The following is a 20,557-nucleotide window of genomic DNA, read 5'->3' as shown; positions in this document are numbered from 1 at the left end:
CTCCGGATATCCGGAGTCTTTCCCTTAATTTTCCGTGCGGATCTGATGTCGTTGCCGTAACGTGATCCGGCTCTCGTAGCTTCCTACTGTCTACGCGAGTAGAAGATTTGGGCGGGTACTCTGAACGGACCTGCTCAGCACCACACACCGGGAGTGCCAGTGGCACGCGTCGTAGTCGACGTCATGCTCAAGCCGGAGATCCTCGACCCCCAGGGCCAGGCGGTGCAGCGTGCGCTGCCGCGCCTCGGTTTCGACGGCATCTCCGACGTCCGTCAGGGAAAGCGTTTCGAGCTCGAAGTGGACGGACCGGTGGATGACGCCGCGCTCGCCCGTATCCACGAGCTGGCGGAAACCTTCCTCGCCAACACCGTGATCGAGAACTTCACCGTCAAGGTCGAGGAGCTTGTCGCGGGAGCCGAAAAGTGACCGCTCGTATTGGCGTCGTCACCTTTCCGGGTTCCCTCGACGACCGGGACACCCAGCGCGCGATCCGCCTCGCCGGCGCGGAGCCGGTCGCTCTCTGGCACAAGGACAAGGACCTGAAGCAGGTCGACGCGGTGGTCCTGCCCGGCGGATTCTCCTACGGCGATTACCTGCGCGCGGGCGCCATTTCGCGCTTCTCGCCCGTCATGGAGACCTTGATCGACCAGGCGAAGGCCGGCCTCCCGGTGCTGGGTATCTGCAACGGATTCCAGGTCCTCACCGAGGCCCACCTGCTCCCCGGCGCGATGCTCGGCAACGACCACCTGCACTTCATCTGCCGCGACCAGAAGCTGCGGGTGGAGAACGCGGGCACGGCGTGGACCGCCGACTACGAGGCGGGCCAGGAGATCCACATCCCGCTGAAGAACATGGACGGGCGCTACGTCGCCGACGAGCACACGCTCGACGAGCTGGAGGCCGAGGGCCGGGTCGTCTTCCGCTACCTGGACGTCAACCCGAACGGCTCGCTCCGTGACATCGCCGGCATCACGAACGCGGCGGGCAACGTCGTCGGTCTGATGCCGCACCCGGAGCACGCCGTGGAGCCCCTCGTCGGGTCCGGCCGCACCGACGGCCTGCCCTTCTTCACCTCGATCCTCAAGAAGCTGGTCGCCGCCTCATGAGCCTCGACACCGTAGAGAACGCCGCACAGACCCCCGACGTCGATCTCCCCTGGGCCGAACTCGGCCTGAAGAAGGACGAGTACGAGCGGGTCGTCGAGATCCTCGGCCGCCGCCCGACCGGCGCCGAGCTCGCCATGTACTCGGTCATGTGGTCCGAGCACTGCTCGTACAAGTCGTCCAAGGTGCACCTGCGCCAGTTCGGCGAGAAGGCCCCGCAGTCCGACGCGATGCTCGTCGGCATCGGTGAGAACGCCGGCGTCGTCGACGTCGGCCAGGGCTACGCCGTCACCTTCAAGGTCGAGTCGCACAACCACCCGTCGTACGTCGAGCCCTACCAGGGCGCGGCCACCGGCGTCGGCGGCATCGTGCGCGACATCATCGCGATGGGCGCGCGCCCGGTCGCCGTCGTCGACCCGCTGCGGATGGGCGCGGCCGACCACCCCGACACCAAGCGCGTGCTGCCCGGCGTCGTCGCCGGCATCGGCGGCTACGGCAACTGCCTGGGCCTGCCGAACATCGGCGGCGAGGTCGTCTTCGACGCCTGCTACCAGGGCAACCCGCTGGTCAACGCCGGTGCCATCGGCGTCATGCGGCACGAGGACATCCACCTCGCGAAGGCGTCCGGCGCGGGCAACAAGGTCATCATGTACGGCGCCCGCACGGGCGGCGACGGCATCGGTGGCGCCTCGATCCTGGCCTCCGAGACCTTCGACGACGCCAAGCCGTCGAAGCGTCCGGCCGTGCAGGTCGGCGACCCGTTCCAGGAGAAGCTCCTCATCGAGTGCACCCTGGAGGCGTTCGCCGAGAAGCTCGTCGTCGGCATCCAGGACCTCGGCGCGGCCGGCATCTCCTGTGCCACCTCCGAGCTGGCGTCCAACGGCTCGGGCGGTATGCGCGTCGAGCTGGACGACGTACCGCTGCGCGACTCCACGCTCTCGCCCGAGGAGATCCTCATGAGCGAGTCGCAGGAGCGCATGTGCGCCGTCGTGGAGCCTTCGAAGGTCGACCGCTTCCTGGAGATCTGCGAGAAGTGGGACGTCATCGCCACCGTCATCGGTGAGGTGACCGACGGCGACCGCCTGGAGATCTTCTGGCACGGCGAGAAGATCGTCGACGTCGACCCGCGCACGGTCGCGCACGACGGCCCGGTCTACGAGCGCCCCTACGCCCGCCCCGAGTGGCAGGACGCGCTGCAGGCCGACGACGCGGGCAAGCTGCCGCGGCCCGGTTCGGGCGACGAGCTGAAGGCCCAGGTCCTCGCGCTCGTCTCCTCGCCGAACCAGGCGTCGAAGAAGTGGATCACCTCGCAGTACGACCACTTCGTGCAGGGCAACACGGTCCTCGCGCAGCCCGAGGACTCGGGCATGATCCGCATCGACGAGGAGACCGGCCTCGGCGTCGCCATCGCGACGGACGGCAACGGCCGGTTCGCGAAGCTCGACCCGTACACGGGCGCGCAGCTCGCGCTGGCGGAGGCGTACCGCAACGTCGCCACCACCGGCGCCAAGCCCCTCGCGGTCTCCGACTGCCTGAACTTCGGTTCGCCCGAGGACCCGGCCGTCATGTGGCAGTTCGCCGAGGCCATCCGCGGTCTCGCCGACGGCTGCCTCCAGCTCGGCACCCCGGTCACCGGCGGCAACGTCTCGCTGTACAACCAGACGGGCGAGGCGGCGATCCACCCGACCCCGGTCGTGGCCGTGCTCGGTGTCATCGACGATGTCGCCCGGCGCACCCCGGTCGCCTTCCGGGAAGAGGGCCAGCTCCTCTACCTGCTCGGTGACACCCGCGAGGAGTTCGGCGGTTCGGCCTGGTCGCAGGTCGTGCACGACCACCTCGGCGGTCTGCCCCCGCAGGTCGACCTGGAGCGCGAGCGCCTGCTCGGCGAGATCCTCATCTCGGCCTCCCGCGACGGCATGATCGACGCCGCGCACGACCTGTCCGACGGCGGCCTCATCCAGGCCGTGGTCGAGTCGGCGCTGCTCGGCGGGAAGGGCGCGCGCCTGATCGTCCCGGACGGTCTCGACGCGTTCACCTTCCTGTTCTCGGAGTCGGCCGGCCGCGCGGTCGTGGCGATCCCGCGCAGCGAGGAGCTCCGCTTCAACGACATGTGCGGGGCACGCGGCCTGCCCGTCACCCGCATCGGTGTCGTCGACGGCGACTCGGTCGACGTCCAGGGCGAGTTCGCGCTCTCCCTCGACGAACTGCGCGAGGCGCACGAGAACACGATCCCGGCGCTGCTGGCGTAGGGCCTGCCTAGCCGGCGCTTTCACGGACCTCTTGCGGTACGTGACCGAGGGCCCCGTCCGGACGTGTTCCGGCCGGGGCCCTCGTGCGCCCGCGCGGCAACCGCGTGGCCAGCACCGTCCCGAGCAGCATCACGCCCGCCCCGCACCAGAACACGACGTCGGTGGCGTGGACGAACTCCGTGACGGCAGAGGTGTGTTGAGCGCCGGGCAGGGACGGGATCGCGCCCACGTCCCCGTCGAAGAGGCGGAAGAGGAGGGTGCCGAAGAGGGCGGCGCCCAGGGCGTTGCCGAGGGTCTGGAAGAAGCGGATGCTCGTCGTGGCCACGCCGAGCAGCGGGCGCGGGGCCGCGCTCTGCACCAACTGGACCAGGGTGCCGATGAGTTGGCCGAACCCGGCGCCGGCCAGCAGGAGTTCGGCGCGGATCAGCCAGAGCGAGGTGCCGGGGGTCACGGTCGTCGCGAGGAGGACGAAGACCGTCGCCATGGTCAGGGTGCCGGCGAGGGTGAGCGTCCGCGCCGACAGGCCGAGCCGGCCGGTGACCATGCCGACCGTCGTCATGCCGACGGCCATCGGCAGCAGGTACAGGCCCGCGGCGGAGCTGGACAGGCCCCGGGCGACCTGGAGGTAGACCAGGACGTAGTAGATCGCGCACATCATCGCGGCGCCGGTGATGCCCTGGACGACGAAACCCCAGCGCAGTTCGGGGACGCGGAACAGGGACAGCGGCAGGACCGGATCGGCCGCCCGGGTCTGCCGCCACAGGAACAGGCCGAGCGTCGCCGCCGCCGCGCACAGCAGGCCGACGATCTCCGGTGACGACCAGGCGTACTTCTTGCCGCCCCAGTCCGTGACCAGCAGCAGCGCCGTGGAGAACGCGGCGGCCAGGCCCGCGCCCGCCCAGTCGAGGGGGCGGCGAACGGGGTGTTCCGGGAGCCTGAGGACCAGCGCGCCCGCGACGAGGACGGCGAGGCCGATCGGCAGGTTCACGTAGAAGATCCAGCGCCAGCTCGCGTGATCGGAGAGGAAGCCGCCGAGCCAGGGGCCGAGCGCCATGCCGCCGCCCGCGACGATGCCGCCGATCCCGCCGCCCCCTTTGCCGTCCTCCTCGTCGCCGTCCTCCTCGGGGCGCAGGTGCGCGATCACCACCATCGTCACGCTCATCAGACCGCCGCCGCCCAGGCCCTGCACGGCGCGGGCGGCGATCAACTGCCCCATGGACCGGGCGAGTCCGCACAGCGCGGAGCCGAGCAGGAACGTGGCGACCGCGCCGAGGAACACGCGCTTGGCGCCGAAGGTGTCGCAGAGCTTCCCGTACAGCGGCAGCATCGCGGCCGAGGCGAGCGCGAACGCGCTGACCAGCCAGGGGAACTGATCGATGCCGTGGGCCGGGTCGAGGTCGCGGACGATCGGCACGGCCGCCGCCGAGACGATCTGCATGTCCAGCACGGCGAGGACGATCGCGAAGAGGCAGACGAACAGGGCGATCGCGCGATGGGCCGCGCTCATGGGAGCCGTGGGAGGAGGCATGCGGCTCATCCTGCCGCAGAAAATGTACTCGGTCAATATTTAATCTCGGCTCAAATTTCATCTTGGTACAGTGTTGGCATGGCGGACGACGGGCTCGGGCTGCGCGAGCGCAAGAAGAGACAGACCACGGTCCGGGTGTGGAGCGTCGCCGTGGACCTGTTCCTGGAGCACGGGTACGAGAAGGTCTCCGTCGCGCAGATCGCCGAGGCCGCCGAGGTCTCGAAGATGACGGTCTTCAACTACTTCAAGACCAAGGAAGACCTCCTCATGGGCCCCATGGAGGAGCACATCGAGGACCTCGTCGAGGCCGTGCGCGGGCGCGCCGAGGGGGAGTCGGCGGTCGACGCGGCGCGCCGGCAGTTCCTGGAGATGGTCGCGGCGCGCGACGCGTCGGTCGGGCTGAGCGGCCAGTCCCGCCAGCTGGACCTGGTCCAACTCATCAGGACCACACCGACGTTGATGAAGCGCGCCTTCCTCTGGTCGGCGCACAGTGAACGCCTTGTGGCCGAGGCCCTCACCGAGGAGACCGGCGACGAGCTGCTCTCCGCCGTCGCCGCGGCGCAGCTGGTCGGGGTGCGCAGCGCCCTGATCTCCGAGCACCACCGCCGGCTGATGGCGGGGGAGTCCGCGGAGCAGGTCGCCGCGAGCGCCGCCGAGCGCGCCGAGCGGGCCTTCGCGCTGGTCGAAAAGGGCCTGAGCGGCTTCGCGGTGCGGGCGTAGGGTCGCGGTCATGGCCCCGCCGAAGACACCCAAGAAGCGCGCGCGTTCCTACGACCACGAGAAGCTCAGGGTCGCCGTCCTCGCCCAGTTCGCCGCGGTCCGCGCGGCCGTCGAGGCCCTCACGCCCGAGCAGCTCGCCGCCCCGACCCGGCTCGGCGACTGGACGGTCAAGGACCTCGCCGCGCACTTCACCATGGCCGTCGGCATGCTGCCCCGGTGCCTGGCCGAACCCGCCCCGGCCCGCACCGACCTGAGCCTCATGGACTACCCGGCCCTGTCCGCGCCGCACGCTCCCGCGGTCGCCGTCGGCGTCAAGGAGCTGGCGGCCGGCGCCCCGCTGAGCGAGCTGTACGAGAGGACCACCGCGGGGCTCGACACGTACCTGCCCGCGGGGCTCGACGGCGGCCGGCCCGTCGCCCACCGGTTCGGCGTGCTGAGCCTCACCGACGTCCTGGTCACCCGCGCCGTCGAACTCGCCGTGCACACCGACGACCTGAACGACGCGGTGCCCGGCCTCGACCTGCCCGTCGAGCGGCAGCTGACGGCCGCGGCGACCCGGTTCCTCGCCGACGCCCTCGCCGCGAAGGCGCCCGGCGGCTCCACCGAGGTACGGATCCCGCCGTTCGCGGTCGTCCAGTGCGTCGAGGGCCCGCGGCACACCCGCGGCACTCCGCCGAACGTCGTGGAGACCGACCCGCTCACCTGGCTCCGCCTGGCCACGGGACGTACGACGTGGAAGGCGGCGCTCGACGACGCGCTCATCAGCGCCAGCGGCGAACGGGCCGATCTGGAGGCCCTGTTGCCGATCATGGCGTGAATCGCACGGCGGGACGGAACCGATCGGCGGGTCCGTCCCGTCGCATCGGCATGTTCACGCAACGCAGCACCCGCGGCGCCCGTTTGCTGGTCACCGCAGTCCTGCCCGTGGCGGCCCTCGCCACGGTCGCGGCCTGCGGAAACGAGAAGGCCCCCGGGCCGGGGAAGGACCCCGGCTCGGTGCGGGCCCCCGACCCGGTGCAGGTCGGCGGGACACCGGTCGCCGGCGTCCACTGGACCGTACGGAGCATGACCGTCGACGGGACGACGACGAAGGCGCCGAGCGGCGCGTACGTGGAGTTCGTGTCCGCCGCGCGCGTCCGCGGCAGCTACGGCTGCAACCACTTCGACGCCCGGGCCCACGTCGCCGACGACACCGTCGACCTGGGGAAGTCCGCCGTCACGGACATGTACTGCGCCGACAGGAAGCAGCGCGCCTTCGAGAAGAGCCTCGCCCGCGCCCTCGCCGCCGAGAACACCGTCAAGGCCCGGGGGAACGACCGGCTGACCCTGACCGGCCCGGACGGCGACACGGTCACCCTGGTCAAGCAGCGCGACGCGAAGCTGCTCGGCACCAAGTGGAACGTCACGGGCCTGAGCGCGGACGAGACCACGCGGTCCCTCCCGAAGCCCGCCCAGGGCCGGGCCCGGCTCGTCTTCCGCGAGGACGGCCGGGTCGACGTCCGCCTCGGCTGCAACAGCGGCGGCGCCAAGGCCACCGTCAAGAACGGCCACATCACCTTCGGCCCGCTGACCAGCACCAAGATGGGCTGCGTCGGCGCGGCGGCCGAGGTGGAGAAGGCGATGCGGAACGTCCTCGACGGCAGGGCGAGTTACGACATCCAGGGCGACGGCATGACCCTGGAGGCACCCGACGGCACCGGCCTCAGCATGGCCGCGGACCGGTGACGTCGGGCATCACGACGGGTACGGGAGGAGCGACGTGTTCGTCTTCTCCCAGACCGCCTTCAGCTCGGCCAGCAGCTCCGGCTCGTCGGCGGCCCGGTCGGCCTGCTCGCGCCGGTCGGCGGCCAGGTGGAACAGCTGGTCCGCGCCGCCCTTGCCCCGGTAGTACTTCCAGTCGCCCCGGCGCACGGCCCGCTCCCCGCGCACCCGCCAGAACAGATCGCGCTCCTTCAACTCCGTCCCGCGCAGCAGATATCCGGCGAGGCTGGTCCCGTCGAGCGGGTACGCGGGGTCGGGCCGGGCGCCGCCGACCTCCAGCAGCGTCGCCGTCCAGTCCGGCGTGAAGACCGGCTCGTGACTGACCTGCCCGCCGTCGAGCCTGGCCGGCCAGCGCACGATCGTCGGCACCCGGATGCCGCCCTCCTGCAGGGACGACTTGTTGCCGGACAGCGGCCAGTTGTACGAGAAGCGCTCACCGCCGTTGTCGGAGGCGAAGAAGACGAGGGTGTCCTTCTCCTGCCCCGACTCCTTCAGAGCGGCGAGCACCTTCCCGATCGAGCGGTCCAGGTCCTCGACCATCTCCGCGTACTTCTCCACGGACCCGCCGTCGGTGTGGAAGAGCGCCCGCGCGTCCCCCGCCCTGATCCTCCGTACGACCTCGGCGCTCTCCTGCTCGTCCCCGTCGGCGATCCACGGCCAGTGCGGGGTGGTGAAGTTCAGGTTGAGCAGCCACGGCTGGTCCCCGTGGTCGCGGCCCACGTACTCGCTCGCCCGCTCGGTGAGGATCCGCGTGTAGTACCGCAGGTCCTTGTACTCGGCGTCGCCCTCGTACAGGTCGTACTCGCCGCCGAGCCCCAGCTTCGAGTAGTACTCCAGGGCCCCGCCGAAGTTCCCGAAGAACTCGTCCCAGCCGGACTTGGTGGGCGAGTGGTCCGGCAGGTAGCCGCAGTGCCACTTGCCGATCAGCGCGGTCGCGTACCCCGCGCCGCGCAGCAGCGAGGCGAGCGTGGGGTGGTTCGGGTCGAGTCCGGCCGACCTGTCGGCGATCGGCTCGGCGAGCCCGCCCTTCGTACGCCCCGGATAGCGGCCCGTGTAGAGGCTGAAGCGGGTCGGTGAGCAGGTCGCGGAGCCGCTGTAGGCGTCGGTGAAGCGGACGCCCTGCCGGGCCAGCCGGTCCAGGTTCGGGGTCTTGATGTGGGGCGCGCCGTACGAGGACAGATCCGCCCAGCCCAGGTCGTCACCCAGGATGAACAGGATGTTGGGCCGCTTGGAGCGCCGTCCTGCGGCGGCACGGAACGGGGTTTCGCGAGGCGCGGCGTCGGCGGCGGTGGCCGGCGCGGCGGCTGCGGCCGTGCCGCCGAGAGCGGCGACGGCGACACCGCCGAGGGCGGTCCGACGGGACAGGTTCGGGACGTGCGGGGTCATGGGAGGACTCCGGGGAAGTGGCGCCCCGTCAGGGACGCGGGGAACGGCGCGAGCGACCGGGGACGGCCGACAGCCCGCACACAAGGAGGAGGGGGGGCGGACGGGGCCGGCCCCGGGCAGACCTCAGCCGCCGATCACGGCCGAGGGAAGATCAGGCGACGAGCGGAGCTCAGGCGCAGCGACAGATGGCGCTCGCGACACGGACCAGGTCGACGTGGCGGCGCTCCACAAGGGTGACCGTGCGATCACTGAGGGGCTGCATGGGTCAGGACCATGCCGAGCCTGACGTACACCTGTCAACGGGGCGTCCGTACTCCGGACCGCGCGGCCCGCCGGAGCAGCGACATCGGTCACACTCGCCGCGGGCGCCCCGCGGGCCACGGCCGTGAGGCAGTCTCCCCAGGTCAGAGGCTCAGGGCGGGGGTGGGGCAGGGGCGGTACGGCACGGGCGGAGCCATCGGGCGGGTCCCCGGCGACGGTCTGCCACCGCGTGTCAACGTCCAAACCTCATATCCCCAATTCGGACCAGTGGTCGATCACGTCTACACTCGGTGCCGTGCCACGTGGTGACGGTCGACTCAGTCATGATCTGCTCCCCGGCGAGAAAGGCCCCCAGGACGCTTGCGGCGTCTTCGGTGTCTGGGCTCCGGGCGAAGAGGTCGCAAAGCTCACGTACTTCGGGCTCTACGCCCTCCAGCATCGGGGTCAGGAATCCGCGGGAATCGCGGTCAGCAACGGCTCCCAGATCCTCGTCTTCAAGGACATGGGACTTGTCTCCCAGGTCTTCGACGAGACTTCCCTAGGTTCGCTCCAAGGACATATCGCGGTCGGTCACGCCCGCTACTCGACCACCGGTGCCTCCGTGTGGGAGAACGCCCAGCCGACGTTCCGCGCCACCGCGCACGGTTCCATCGCGCTCGGTCACAACGGCAACCTGGTCAACACGGCGCAGCTCGCCGAGATGGTCGCCGAACTGCCCAAGGAGAACGGCCGCGCCACCCAGGTGGCGGCCACCAACGACACCGACCTGGTCACCGCGCTCCTCGCGGGCCAGGTCGACGACGACGGCAAGCCGCTGACCATAGAGGAGGCGGCCACCCAGCTGCTCCCCAAGGTCCAGGGCGCCTTCTCCCTCGTCTTCATGGACGAGCACACGCTGTACGCCGCCCGCGACCCGCAGGGCATCCGCCCGCTGGTCCTCGGCCGCCTGGAGCGCGGCTGGGTGGTCGCCTCCGAGTCCGCCGCCCTCGACATCTGCGGCGCCAGCTTCGTCCGTGAGATCGAGCCGGGCGAGTTCGTCGCGATCGACGAGAACGGCCTGCGAACGTCCCGCTTCGCCGAAGCGAAGCCCAAGGGCTGCGTCTTCGAGTACGTGTACCTGGCCCGCCCCGACACGGACATCGCGGGCCGGAACGTGTACCTCTCCCGCGTGGAGATGGGCCGCAAGCTCGCCAAGGAAGCTCCGGTCGAGGCCGATCTGGTCATAGCGACTCCGGAATCCGGCACTCCGGCCGCCGTCGGTTACGCGGAGGCCTCCGGAATCCCGTTCGGCAACGGCCTGGTGAAGAACGCCTATGTGGGCCGTACCTTCATCCAGCCTTCACAGACCATCCGCCAGCTCGGCATCCGTCTGAAGCTGAACCCCCTCAAGGAAGTCATCAAGGGCAAGCGGCTGGTCGTCGTCGACGACTCGATCGTGCGCGGCAACACCCAGCGCGCCCTGGTCCGCATGCTCCGCGAGGCGGGCGCCGCCGAGGTCCACATCCGGATCTCGTCCCCGCCGGTCAAGTGGCCCTGCTTCTTCGGCATCGACTTCGCGACCCGCGCCGAGCTCATCGCCAACGGCATGTCGGTCGAGGAGATCGGCACGTCGCTCGGAGCGGACTCCCTCTCGTACATCTCCATCGACGGCATGATCGAAGCCACCACCATCGACAAGCCGAACCTGTGCCGCGCCTGCTTCGACGGCGAGTACCCGATGGACCTCCCCGACCCGGAACTGCTCGGCAAGCAGCTCCTGGAGACGGAACTGGCCGCGGGACCCGCTGCCACGGCTGCGTCCGACGCGATCCGTCGCCCGTAGACCCCGCATTTCACCAACCCGAAAGATCCCAGGCAATGTCTGAGACCACAGGTGCCAGCTACGCGTCCGCAGGCGTCGACATCGAGGCCGGCGACCGCGCCGTAGAACTGATGAAGGAGTGGGTGAAGAAGACGCAGCGCCCCGAGGTCCTCGGCGGCCTCGGCGGCTTCGCCGGCCTCTTCGACGCCTCCGCCCTCAAGAAGTACGAGCGTCCGCTCCTGGCCTCCGCGACCGACGGCGTCGGCACGAAGGTCGACATCGCGCGGCAGATGGGCGTCTACGACACCATCGGTCACGACCTCGTCGCGATGGTCATGGACGACATCGTCGTCTGCGGCGCCGAGCCCCTCTTCATGACCGACTACATCTGCGTCGGCAAGGTCCACCCGGAGCGCGTCGCCGCCATCGTGAAGGGCATCGCCGAGGGCTGCGTCCTCGCGGGCTGCGCGCTGGTCGGCGGCGAGACGGCGGAGCACCCGGGCCTGCTCGGCCCGGACGACTTCGACGTCGCAGGCGCCGGTACGGGCGTCGTGGAGTACGACAACCTGCTGGGCCCCGATCGCATCCGCACGGGTGACGCGGTGATCGCCATGGCGTCCTCCGGGCTTCACTCGAACGGGTACTCGCTGGTCCGCCACGTCCTCTTCGACCGTGCCGGAATGGCCCTCGACAGCCACGTCGAGGAGCTGGGCCGCACGCTCGGCGAGGAGCTCCTGGAGCCGACCAAGATCTACTCGCTGGACTGCCTGTCGCTCACCAGCACCACCCAGGTCCACGCCTACAGCCACATCACGGGCGGCGGCCTCGCGGCCAACCTGGCCCGGGTGATCCCGGACGGCCTGCACGCCACGGTCGACCGCTCCACCTGGACCCCGGACGCGATCTTCGACCTCGTCGGCACGGCGGGTCAGGTCGAGCGCCTGGAGCTGGAGAAGACGCTGAACATGGGCGTCGGCATGATGGCGATCGTCCCGCAGGAGTCCGTGGACGTCGCCCTCGCGACCCTCGCCGACCGCGGCGTGGACTCGTGGGTGGCCGGTGAGATCACCGACCGCGGCGACCACGCCACGGGCGCCGAGCTCACGGGCGACTACGCCCGGTAGGCCGTCAGGAGCAGCACAAAACCCGGTCCGGCGTGGTGACCACCCCGGACCGGGTGAATGCAGCAGTAAGCAGAAATCAATCAGCAGAGATCAGTTACGTGCTGGAAGTGCTACGAGGTCAAGCGCCGCGGCGCTGTGACGAAGGACCGGACTCGTCGTCCTCACCCTCGTCCTCGTCGTCGTACATATCCGCGTAGCGGGCGTACGGGTCGTCTTCCTCGTCGTCGTCCTCGAAAGGCTCGCCGTTCGGCGGCTGATTCGATACTGGATCCGACGTGGATGCGCCTAGCTCGTTGGCCAGACGCGACAGGTCAGTCCCGCCGCTGTTGTACTTCAGCTGGCGGGCGACCTTCGTCTGCTTGGCCTTGGCCCGGCCGCGCCCCATGGCTCGACCCCCTCGGTGATGGGGCTTGACGGCCCCAGAGTCTTGACACGCGTTCATGATCTGGAACGGACTCCCCATGGGGAGACCGGTCCGTAGGGCTTCCACGGTACCTGAGCCCACGCCCATACGGTACGTCGCCCGCAGGACGCGCCTGTGCACAGGACCAGCAAGGAGCCCTGTCCTCGCTGGTCAGCTGCGATTTTAACCTCTTCTCGGCGGGCGACCCGCCGAGGGGAGTGACTCTCGTTACCCCAGGCCCGCGATCATGCCCGCCCGCATGCCCCAGCGCCCTTCGGCGATCCGCTGTTCGGCGATCCGGTCGGCCGCGGCGGCTGGCGGAATCCCATCGGTCTTTGCGCGAGCGAAGATTCCGAGCGTGGTGTCGAAGATCTTCGCGGCCTTGGCCCTGCACCGGTCGAAGTCGAAGCCGTGCAGCTCGTCGGCGACCTGGATGACCCCGCCCGCGTTGACCACGTAGTCCGGTGCGTAGAGGATCCCGCGGTCCGCGAGGTCCTTCTCCACGCCCGGGTGCGCGAGCTGGTTGTTGGCCGCGCCGCACACCACCTTCGCGGTCAGAACGGGCACGGTGTCGTCGTTCAGCGCCCCGCCGAGCGCGCACGGCGCGTAGATGTCGAGACCGCCGAAATGGGCCCCCCGGATCAGGGCGTCCGTGTCGGTGACGACACCGACCTCGGGGTGCCGCTCGGTGATCCCGCGCACGGACTCCTCGCGCACATCGGTGATCACGACCTCGGCGCCGTCCTCCAGCAGGTGCTCGACGAGATGGCGGCCGACCTTCCCCACACCCGCGATGCCGACCTTGCGGCCGCGCAGCGTCGGGTCGCCCCACAGGTGCTGGGCGCTGGCCCGCATCCCCTGGAAGACGCCGAAGGCGGTGAGCACGGACGAGTCGCCGGCTCCACCGTTCTCCGGCGAGCGCCCGGTCGTCCAGCGGCACTCCCGTGCCACGACGTCCATGTCGGCGACGTACGTACCGACGTCGCACGCCGTCACGTAGCGCCCGCCGAGCGAGGCCACGAACCGGCCGTAGGCGAGCAGCAGTTGCTCGCTCTTGACGATGTCGGGGTCCCCGATGATCACGGCTTTGCCGTCGCCGTGATCGAGTCCGGCCATGGCGTTCTTGTACGACATGCCGCGCGCGAGGTTCAGCGCGTCGGCGACGGCCTCCGCCTCGGAGGCGTACGGATAGAAGCGCGTGCCGCCGAGGGCCGGGCCCAGGGCGGTGGAATGGAGGGCGATGGCGGCCTTGAGGCCGCTGGCGCGGTCCTGGCAGAGCACGACCTGCTCGTGCCCGCCCTGGTCCGAGTGGAACAGGGTGTGCAGGACATCAGCATGCGCGGAGGCGTCGCCGGTCACATCGGTCACTGTGGTGACTCCCAAGTACATAGCGGCGGTTGAACGGATTCCCGTGCGGGTGGCGGGTGTCCGTCGTGATGCGTGAGCAAGAGACTAGAACCTGGACGTGCCCGCCATGGCCGCAGTGCCGAGGATCACTCTCTCGCGTCGGAGGCCCGGGAACGCGCAGCCGTACGGTCGAATCCCGCCGTGGGACGATTTGCAGTGTTTTCCAGCCTTCGGGCGGGGGAGGGAGCAGCCGTGCCCAAGGTGTCGTCGGTGATCGTCCCGTACGCGGCGTATCTGCGCGTCTATGAACCTCTCGCGGCCTTTCCGCAGCCGGAGCGCGGCCACTGGGAGCGCTATGCGCGCCGTGAGGACCGCCCGTCGTACCAGGACGAACTCCGCCGCTCTTTGGCCGACTTGGTACCCACCCCGCCCGTAGCCGTGCCGGTGCACGAGAGCGACGACGCGTTCGTGATCGAGGTGGACGGCGTGCTGTGCGTGTGCCCGTGGCGCACCCGGCTGCGCGGCTGGCAGGCCCTCGGTGAGCTCCCGGAGCAGCTGCCGAGCCCGGTCCTGGACGCGGTCCTGCCACCGGTGGTGCGCCGGCAGGCGGCCGCCGACTACGAGCGCTGGCTGGAGCGCAACCCCGACGCCCGCCCGTGGATCCGTACGTCGATCTGGCAGGTGCCGCTGAACTGGTTCGTGCTCGTCGCGGACGAGGAGCGGGAGCACGAGCGGGGCGGCGCGGACGCGGAACCGTATCTGCGCTACCGGACCCCGATGGTGCAGGCCCGGCGGCGGGTGGCCCGGGGCCTGAAGGCGCTCAGGGACGCGATCGACGAGGGGCCGATGATCGACGGCCTGGTGGATGTGGGGCGCTGGCTCGAGGAGTTCCATCCCCGTTCGTACGTCGAGCTCGACTACGGCGGCCTCGTGCACGCCCTGCCGGCCGACTTCCTCGACGAGGACCACTCGGCGGCGGACGTCGCCGAGGGCATCGCCGCGCTGCGCTCCGGCGACGGGGACGGCGCGGGCGAGGCGTACGCGCGGCTCGTGGAGCGTTGGCGGGCGGTGCGGGACCGGCAGTACGCCAACTGACGTTCCACATCCGGCTCTTAGGGACCTACGTCCTGATCCGGGCTTTTGCCTCAAGCGTGACGGACTACACTTACTGGGCCCTTGCGTCCATCACCCCTCCTCATGCCAAAATAGGACAAGGAGTCCGGGGAGGGCTCCATCCGTCCAACTAAGTCCAACCATGGACGGATTACTCAGCATTGCACTGTCGCTGGGGGGTCTGACGACTCCTGATCGCTCTGTGACTGATCGTCACTGTGGCGTGACTGTCCGCTATGGCATGGTCCATCGGCTTCCGTCGCTGATGAACACCTGGGAGGGCAATTCCATCGGTTTGGCCGACGCGGCTGGACGGATGGTGTAGTTGTAGTGCCGAGGACAAGCCGTTCGTCCTATAACCGACTCGACCCGTGTCCGCCATATCGGGCAACGCGGGTCAAGGTGCAGAATTTAAAGGAAAGAACCGAGAAGGTTCGGTTCTCCCGAGGAGGCCGCTCATGACCGCTCGCACCCCTGATGCCGAGCCGCTGCTGACCCCGGCTGAGGTCGCCACGATGTTCCGCGTCGACCCCAAGACGGTCACGCGCTGGGCGAAGGCTGGCAAGCTCACGTCGATCCGCACGCTCGGCGGACACCGCCGCTACCGCGAGGCCGAGGTCCGCGCACTGCTGGCGGGTATCCCCCAGCAGCGCAGCGAGGCCTGAGGTCCCGCAATAAGCAGCAATAACACCGCAATACCGGGTGTTTCGGGTCCCCCAACCCGTACCGCGCCCACCCCATAGCTCCACACGACGCGGGTCCCGCCCCAACGGGTCCCACACCTGCTGAAGCGTCATCTCAACTGCATCATGGGTACGTCGTAGATCGCGCTGGACTCCGCCGGGTCCAGCGCGATCTTTTTTGTGCGCGCTGCCGGCTCTTCGGCGGGGGTCTGTGCGTGCTCTTGTCGGACCTTGATCGGTCTCTGGCGGCCACCTGTGAAGGTGGTGCAATTGCACATATTAAATTGAGCAGTTGTAGGAGGGGTGTAAGAAACGGTGTTTCCAAAACTAGTTCGGTGACACCCGTCACACAGCGCGAAGCTTGTTACAGGTGACGGCCGTGCGCTAGAGGAGGTCGGCGCGTCCGAGTCTCCCCGACTCTCCTCAGGCTCCCATCAGTTGGGGGGCTCGTGGGTCGGCTTTGGTCACGCCTTCGAGGGACTTTCGTCCCCGTCCCCCTCCGAGGCGCTCTCGCGGCCCTCCAGGGGCCCTTCCGGGCTCTCCTCCGGGATCTCCTCCAGGTACTCCTCCGGCTCGGCGGCCGGATCCATCGCGAGCCGCAGGAGGCGGTGGCAGATCGGACAGTGCCGGGTGAGGTGGCGGTAGCCGGAGGCGGCGGCGAGATGGGCGCGCAGCAGGGCGCGCGTCTCGTGTCGGGTTGCCGCCATGCGCCGCCTCCTGGTCCGGGTCCGGCCGAGGGAGGGGTCCGACCGGATCCTGGTTCTGGCGTACCGAGGGGATGTGCCGGAGTCAAGGTCCGGGAAACGCAAGAACCCCCGCACCATCGGTGCGGGGGTTCTTCACTGCGGTCCTGACGGGATTTGAACCCGCGGCCTCCACCTTGACAGGGTGGCGAGCACTCCAAACTGCTCCACAGGACCAGGTTTCGCGGCGCTTCGTTTTCTTTCCTGCGCTGCGAGAAGGACTGTACAGCAGTGCAGGCCCGCCGGTCGAACTCACCCAGCGTGCCTGCCCGCTCACGGCACTTGGGCGTCGATCGCCTTCACGATCCGCTTGTCGGAGACGGGGTACGCGGTGCCCAGCGCGTGCGCGAAATAGCTCACCCGGAGCTCCTCGATCATCCAGCGGATGTCCAGGACCTCCTGCGGCACGGGACGCCCCTGCGGCATCTGCTCCAGCAGCCACGCGTACTCGTCCTGCATCTCGTGGACCTTCTCCATGCGGGTGGTGTCCCGCTGGAAGGCCGTCGGCATCTGCTGGAGCCGCCGGTCGGCCGCGACGAGGTAACGCATCAGGTCGCCGAGGCGCCGCAGCCCCGTGGCCGTGACGAAGCCGGGCTTCACGAGGGCGTCCAGCTGGGTGCGGACGTCCTGGAGGTTGGCGAGCAGCGTCGGGCTCTTCGTGGACTTCAGACGGCGCTCACAGGCCTGCCAGGCGGCCAGCACCTGCTGCACCTGCCCGACCGTCCTCACCGTCGTGTCGACGATCTCCGCGCGGACCTTCTCGTAGAGCTTGCGGTACGACTCCTCGTCCCAGGCGGGGCCGCCGAACTCCGCGATGAGCCGGTCCGCGGCCGCCGTCGCGCAGTCGTCGAAGAGGGCCTGGACCGAGCCGTGCGGGTTCGCGGACAGGGCGAGCTTCGCCGCGTTGTTCAGCTTGTCCGAGGCGAACTTGGCCGGGTTGACCGGGATGTTGCGCAGGATCAGCCGGCGCGTGCCCTTCCACATGGCCTGCGCCTGCTCGGCCTCGCTGTCGAAGAGCCGTACGGACACGGTGTCGCCGTCGTCCACGAGCGCCGGGTACGCCTTGACCGGCTGGCCGGCCCGACGGGTCTCGAAGACCTTCGACAGCGTGCCGATCGTCCAGTCCGTCAGGCCCTTCTGCTCGACGGAGGGGCCGCCCGCACGCTCGGCGGTGGCCGCCGCGGCCTTGGAGATGGCCTGGCGCGCCTTCGGCTTCAGCCGGAGCTTGAGCGCCTCCAGGTCCTTGCCCTCGGCGAGGTTGCGCCGCCGCTCGTCGACGATCCGGAACGTGATCTTCAAGTGGTCCGGTACGCGGGTGAGGTCGAAGTCGTCGGCCTTCACCGGGACGCCGACCATCCGCTGCAACTCGCGGGCCAGCGTGAGCGGCAGCGGCTCCTGCAGTGGAACCGCCCGGTCCAGGAACGCCTTCGCGAAGTTCGGGGCCGGCACGTAGTTGCGGCGGATCGGCTTGGGCAGGGAGCGGATCAGCTCGACCACCACGTCCTCGCGCAGGCCCGGGATCTGCCAGTCGAAGCCCTCGTCCGTGACCTGGTTGAGGACCTGGAGCGGGATGTGGACGGTGACACCGTCGGCGTCCGCGCCCGGCTCGAACTGGTACGTCACCCGGAACTTCAGCCCGCCCTGGCGCCACGCGTCCGGGTAGTCGTCCTTGGTGACCGCCTCCGCCGACTCGCGGATGAGCATGGAGCGCTCGAAGTCGAGCAGCTCGGGCTCTTCCTTCTGCTTGTGCTTCCACCAGGAGTCGAAGTGGGCGCCGGAGACGACGTGTTCGGGGACCCGCTGCTCGTAGAAGTCGTAGAGGGTGTCGTCGTCGACCACGATGTCGCGGCGCCGGGCCCGGTGCTCCAGCTCCTCGACCTCGGTGAGCAGCCTGCGGTTGTCGGCGAAGAACTTGTGGTGGGTACGCCAGTCGCCCTCCACCAGCGCGTTGCGGATGAACAGCTCGCGGGAGACCTCCGGGTCGACGCGGCCGTAGTTGATCTTCCGCTGGGCGACGAGCGGGACGCCGTACAGCGTCACCTTCTCGTACGCCATCACGGCCGCCTGGTCCTTCTCCCAGTGCGGCTCGCTGTACGTGCGCTTGAGGAGGTGCTCGGCGAGCGGCTCGACCCATTCGGGCTCGATCTTCGCGTTCACCCGCGCCCAGAGCCGCGAGGTCTCCACCAGCTCCGCCGACATCACGAAGCGCGGCGGCTTCTTGAAGAGGGCCGAGCCGGGGAAGATCGCGAACTTCGCGTTGCGGGCACCGACGTACTCGTTGCGCCCGCGGTCGCGGCCCGCCTGCTTCGGGTCCTTCTGCGTGGACTCCTTGGACTCCTTCACGTCCTTCATCCCGATGTGGGACAGGAGGCCGGCGAGGAGGGAGACGTGGATGGAGTCGCCGGGGGCGCCCGGCGGCGGAGCCGCCTGATCAGGTGCAGTCTCGTTGAGGTGGATGCCCATCTGCTTGGCCACCGTGCGCAGCTGGGTGTAGATGTCCTGCCACTCGCGGATGCGCAGGAAATTCAGGAACTCGCGCTTGCACATCCGTCGGAAGGCCGACGACCCCAGTTCCTTCTGCTGTTCGCGTACGTAGTTCCACAGGTTCAGGATGGCCAGGAAGTCGCTCGTCTCGTCCCTGAAGCGGGCGTGCTGCTGGTCGGCCTGCTGCTGCTTCTCGGAGGGGCGCTCGCGCGGGTCCTGGATGGAGAGCGCGGCCGCGATCACCATGACCTCGCGCACGCAGCCGTTCTTGTCGGCCTCCAGGACCATGCGGGCCAGACGCGGGTCGACGGGGAGCTGGGAGAGCTTGCGGCCCTGCTGGGTGAGCCGCTTCCGGGCGTCCTTCTCGCTCGGGTCCAACGCGCCCAGTTCCTGCAGGAGTTGGACGCCGTCGCGGATGTTGCGGTGGTCCGGCGGGTCGATGAAGGGGAACTTCTCGATGTCGCCGAGGCCGGCCGCGGTCATCTGCAGGATGACGCTCGCGAGGTTCGTACGGAGGATCTCCGCGTCCGTGAACTCCGGGCGGGCGAGGAAGTCGTCCTCGGAGTACAGGCGGATGCAGATGCCGTCGGAGGTACGGCCGCAGCGGCCCTTGCGCTGGTTGGCGCTGGCCTGGCTGACGGGCTCGATGGGCAGCCGCTGCACCTTCGTACGGTGCGAGTAGCGCGAGATGCGGGCGGTGCCCGGGTCGATGACGTACTTGATGCCCGGGACGGTCAGCGAGGTCTCGGCGACGTTCGTCGCGAGCACGATGCGTCTTCCGGTGTGCTGCTGGAAGACGCGGTGCTGCTCGGCGTGCGAGAGGCGCGCGTACAGGGGGAGGACCTCGGTGAACCGGTACTTCTTCTTCTCCAGCGCGTCCGCGGTGTCGCGGATCTCGCGCTCCCCGGAGAGGAAGACGAGGATGTCGCCGTCCCCCTCGCGCTGCAGCTCCTCGCACGCGTCCGTGATCGCGGTGATCTGGTCGCGGTCGGAGTCGTCCGACTCCTCTTCGAGCAGCGGGCGGTAGCGCACCTCCACCGGGTACGTACGGCCGCTGACCTCGACGATCGGGGCGTCCCCGAAGTGCCGGGAGAAGCGCTCGGGGTCGATGGTCGCCGAGGTGATGACGACCTTCAGGTCCGGGCGCTTCGGCAGCAGCTGGGCCAGATAGCCCAGCAGGAAGTCGATGTTGAGGGACCGCTCGTGGGCCTCGTCGATGATGATCGTGTCGTACGCGCGAAGCTCGCGGTCCGTCTGGATCTCGGCCAGCAGGATGCCGTCCGTCATCAGCTTGACGAACGTGCCGTCCTGGTCGACCTGGTCGGTGAAGCGGACCTTCCAGCCGACCGCCTCGCCGAGCGGCGTGTGCAGCTCGTCGGCGACGCGCTGGGCGACCGTGCGGGCGGCGATCCGGCGCGGCTGGGTGTGCCCGATCATTCCGCGCACACCGCGGCCGAGGTCCAGACAGATCTTCGGGATCTGCGTGGTCTTGCCGGAACCGGTCTCACCGGCCACGATCACGACCTGGTGGTCGCGGATCGCGTCGGCGATCTCGTCCTTCTTCTGGCTGACCGGGAGCTGGTCGGGGTACGTGACGTCGAGGGCCTCGCGGCGCTCGCGGCGCACGGCCGTACGGACGCCCGCCTTCTCGGCCTCGGCGTCGAGCTCCGCCAGGACGGCGGCACGGGCCTCGGGCTTACGGATCTTGCGGGCACCCTCGAGCCTGCGCCCGAGCCGGTGCGCGTCGCGGAGGGACAGCTCGGACAGGCGCCGCGCTACGGCGGCGAACTGATCGGCGGCGGGAGCAGGCTGCGTAGACATACGTCCTCCAGGATCTCACCTCGGCGAAAT

General features: G+C 69.6%; 17 protein-coding genes and 1 tRNA gene. 10 read left to right on the top strand and 8 right to left on the bottom strand.

What is annotated here, in order from left to right; translation table 11 throughout:
- Nucleotides 1-159: 159 nt before the first annotated feature.
- The 3 genes from purS to purL are packed head-to-tail and all read left to right on the top strand — an operon-like array spanning nt 160 to nt 3,352.
- Nucleotides 160-426: a phosphoribosylformylglycinamidine synthase subunit PurS gene (gene purS / locus B072_RS0108690; RefSeq protein ID WP_018529550.1), complete on the top strand. Its 267-nt coding sequence runs from the start codon at nt 160-162 to the stop codon at nt 424-426.
- Complete coding sequence (purQ, locus tag B072_RS0108685; RefSeq protein ID WP_018529549.1) at nt 423-1,106, top strand: phosphoribosylformylglycinamidine synthase subunit PurQ; 684 nt, start codon at nt 423-425, stop codon at nt 1,104-1,106. Before purS ends, purQ begins: the two co-directional genes overlap by 4 nt.
- Nucleotides 1,103-3,352 (top strand): phosphoribosylformylglycinamidine synthase subunit PurL, encoded by a 2,250-nt coding sequence (gene purL / locus B072_RS42845; protein ID WP_018529548.1) that lies wholly within the window; start codon nt 1,103-1,105, stop codon nt 3,350-3,352. Before purQ ends, purL begins: the two co-directional genes overlap by 4 nt.
- Nucleotides 3,353-3,359: 7 nt before the next feature.
- Here purL and B072_RS42840 read toward each other — a convergent pair whose 3' ends face one another.
- The gene (locus B072_RS42840) at nt 3,360-4,859 is read right to left on the bottom strand and encodes an MFS transporter (protein ID WP_018529547.1); all 1,500 of its coding nucleotides are present in this window, start codon (nt 4,857-4,859) and stop codon (nt 3,360-3,362) included.
- Nucleotides 4,860-4,958: 99 nt separating this feature from the next.
- On the opposite strand from B072_RS42840, the gene B072_RS0108670 reads away from it, so the two are divergent.
- The 3 genes from B072_RS0108670 to B072_RS0108660 are packed head-to-tail and all read left to right on the top strand — an operon-like array spanning nt 4,959 to nt 7,325.
- Complete coding sequence (locus B072_RS0108670) at nt 4,959-5,600, top strand: TetR/AcrR family transcriptional regulator (RefSeq protein WP_018529546.1); 642 nt, start codon at nt 4,959-4,961, stop codon at nt 5,598-5,600.
- A gap of 10 nt (nt 5,601-5,610) precedes the next feature.
- A complete protein-coding gene (locus tag B072_RS0108665; protein ID WP_018529545.1) occupies nt 5,611-6,417 on the top strand; it encodes a maleylpyruvate isomerase family mycothiol-dependent enzyme in 807 nt (268 codons plus the stop codon).
- A 50-nt stretch (nt 6,418-6,467) separates the two neighbouring features.
- Nucleotides 6,468-7,325, top strand: coding sequence for an META domain-containing protein (locus B072_RS0108660; protein ID WP_018529544.1), 858 nt, complete (start codon nt 6,468-6,470; stop codon nt 7,323-7,325).
- 9 nt (nt 7,326-7,334) lie between these two features.
- On the opposite strand, the gene B072_RS0108655 is transcribed toward B072_RS0108660, so the two are convergent.
- Both B072_RS0108655 and B072_RS49945 read right to left on the bottom strand, forming a co-directional pair.
- Nucleotides 7,335-8,747 carry a sulfatase gene (locus B072_RS0108655; protein ID WP_018529543.1) on the bottom strand — a complete coding sequence of 471 codons (1,413 nt, stop codon included), beginning with the start codon at nt 8,745-8,747 and terminating at the stop codon, nt 7,335-7,337.
- Between the two features lie 169 nt (nt 8,748-8,916).
- A complete protein-coding gene (locus B072_RS49945) occupies nt 8,917-9,009 on the bottom strand; it encodes a putative leader peptide (RefSeq protein WP_420707534.1) in 93 nt (30 codons plus the stop codon).
- Nucleotides 9,010-9,303: 294 nt separating this feature from the next.
- Here B072_RS49945 and purF point away from each other — a divergent pair, with 294 nt between their 5' ends.
- Together purF and purM are read left to right on the top strand one after the other, a co-directional pair.
- Complete coding sequence (gene purF, locus B072_RS0108650) at nt 9,304-10,830, top strand: amidophosphoribosyltransferase (protein WP_018529542.1); 1,527 nt, start codon at nt 9,304-9,306, stop codon at nt 10,828-10,830.
- Between the two features lie 35 nt (nt 10,831-10,865).
- Nucleotides 10,866-11,933, top strand: a complete 1,068-nt coding sequence (purM, locus tag B072_RS0108645; protein ID WP_018529541.1) for a phosphoribosylformylglycinamidine cyclo-ligase — start codon at nt 10,866-10,868, stop codon at nt 11,931-11,933.
- 118 nt (nt 11,934-12,051) lie between these two features.
- Here purM and B072_RS0108640 read toward each other — a convergent pair whose 3' ends face one another.
- Complete coding sequence (locus tag B072_RS0108640; RefSeq protein ID WP_018529540.1) at nt 12,052-12,318, bottom strand: DUF3073 domain-containing protein; 267 nt, start codon at nt 12,316-12,318, stop codon at nt 12,052-12,054.
- A gap of 246 nt (nt 12,319-12,564) precedes the next feature.
- Complete coding sequence (locus tag B072_RS42835) at nt 12,565-13,704, bottom strand: Leu/Phe/Val dehydrogenase (protein ID WP_018529539.1); 1,140 nt, start codon at nt 13,702-13,704, stop codon at nt 12,565-12,567.
- Nucleotides 13,705-13,935: 231 nt separating this feature from the next.
- Here B072_RS42835 and B072_RS0108630 point away from each other — a divergent pair, with 231 nt between their 5' ends.
- Both B072_RS0108630 and bldC read left to right on the top strand, forming a co-directional pair.
- Nucleotides 13,936-14,778 carry a hypothetical protein gene (locus tag B072_RS0108630; protein ID WP_018529538.1) on the top strand — a complete coding sequence of 281 codons (843 nt, stop codon included), beginning with the start codon at nt 13,936-13,938 and terminating at the stop codon, nt 14,776-14,778.
- A 476-nt stretch (nt 14,779-15,254) separates the two neighbouring features.
- On the top strand, nt 15,255-15,461 hold the full coding sequence (gene bldC / locus B072_RS0108625) for a developmental transcriptional regulator BldC (RefSeq protein ID WP_003949541.1): 207 nt from the start codon (nt 15,255-15,257) through the stop codon (nt 15,459-15,461).
- A 482-nt stretch (nt 15,462-15,943) separates the two neighbouring features.
- Here the strand turns inward: bldC and B072_RS42830 are convergent, their stop codons facing one another.
- From B072_RS42830 to hrpA, 3 genes are all read right to left on the bottom strand, one after another.
- Nucleotides 15,944-16,186, bottom strand: coding sequence for a DUF6274 family protein (locus tag B072_RS42830; RefSeq protein WP_018529537.1), 243 nt, complete (start codon nt 16,184-16,186; stop codon nt 15,944-15,946).
- A 138-nt stretch (nt 16,187-16,324) separates the two neighbouring features.
- Nucleotides 16,325-16,399, bottom strand: a tRNA-Asp gene (locus tag B072_RS0108615).
- Between the two features lie 96 nt (nt 16,400-16,495).
- Entirely contained in the window at nt 16,496-20,527 is a 4,032-nt protein-coding gene (gene hrpA / locus B072_RS0108610) for an ATP-dependent RNA helicase HrpA (protein ID WP_018529536.1), read from the bottom strand.
- Nucleotides 20,528-20,557 lie beyond the last annotated feature (30 nt).

It is taken from the genome of Streptomyces sp. HmicA12 (assembly GCF_000373565.1).
Lineage (GTDB): Bacteria > Actinomycetota > Actinomycetes > Streptomycetales > Streptomycetaceae > Streptomyces.
Note: the sequence above shows the minus strand (reverse complement) of the source record. Positions and strands in the feature narration are given on the sequence as shown.

What these genes read in the sequence shown, in the direction of transcription:
- purL (WP_018529548.1), top strand. Translation starts at nt 1,103, where the DNA reads ATGAGCCTCGACACCGTAGAGAACGCCGCACAGACCCCCGACGTCGAT.
- B072_RS42840 (WP_018529547.1), bottom strand. Translation starts at nt 4,859, where the DNA reads ATGAGCGCGGCCCATCGCGCGATCGCCCTGTTCGTCTGCCTCTTCGCG.
- B072_RS0108670 (WP_018529546.1), top strand. Translation starts at nt 4,959, where the DNA reads ATGGCGGACGACGGGCTCGGGCTGCGCGAGCGCAAGAAGAGACAGACC.
- B072_RS0108665 (WP_018529545.1), top strand. Translation starts at nt 5,611, where the DNA reads ATGGCCCCGCCGAAGACACCCAAGAAGCGCGCGCGTTCCTACGACCAC.
- B072_RS0108660 (WP_018529544.1), top strand. Translation starts at nt 6,468, where the DNA reads ATGTTCACGCAACGCAGCACCCGCGGCGCCCGTTTGCTGGTCACCGCA.
- B072_RS0108655 (WP_018529543.1), bottom strand. Translation starts at nt 8,747, where the DNA reads ATGACCCCGCACGTCCCGAACCTGTCCCGTCGGACCGCCCTCGGCGGT.
- B072_RS49945 (WP_420707534.1), bottom strand. Translation starts at nt 9,009, where the DNA reads ATGCAGCCCCTCAGTGATCGCACGGTCACCCTTGTGGAGCGCCGCCAC.
- purM (WP_018529541.1), top strand. Translation starts at nt 10,866, where the DNA reads ATGTCTGAGACCACAGGTGCCAGCTACGCGTCCGCAGGCGTCGACATC.
- B072_RS0108640 (WP_018529540.1), bottom strand. Translation starts at nt 12,318, where the DNA reads ATGGGGCGCGGCCGGGCCAAGGCCAAGCAGACGAAGGTCGCCCGCCAG.
- bldC (WP_003949541.1), top strand. Translation starts at nt 15,255, where the DNA reads ATGACCGCTCGCACCCCTGATGCCGAGCCGCTGCTGACCCCGGCTGAG.
- B072_RS42830 (WP_018529537.1), bottom strand. Translation starts at nt 16,186, where the DNA reads ATGGCGGCAACCCGACACGAGACGCGCGCCCTGCTGCGCGCCCATCTC.
- hrpA (WP_018529536.1), bottom strand. Translation starts at nt 20,527, where the DNA reads ATGTCTACGCAGCCTGCTCCCGCCGCCGATCAGTTCGCCGCCGTAGCG.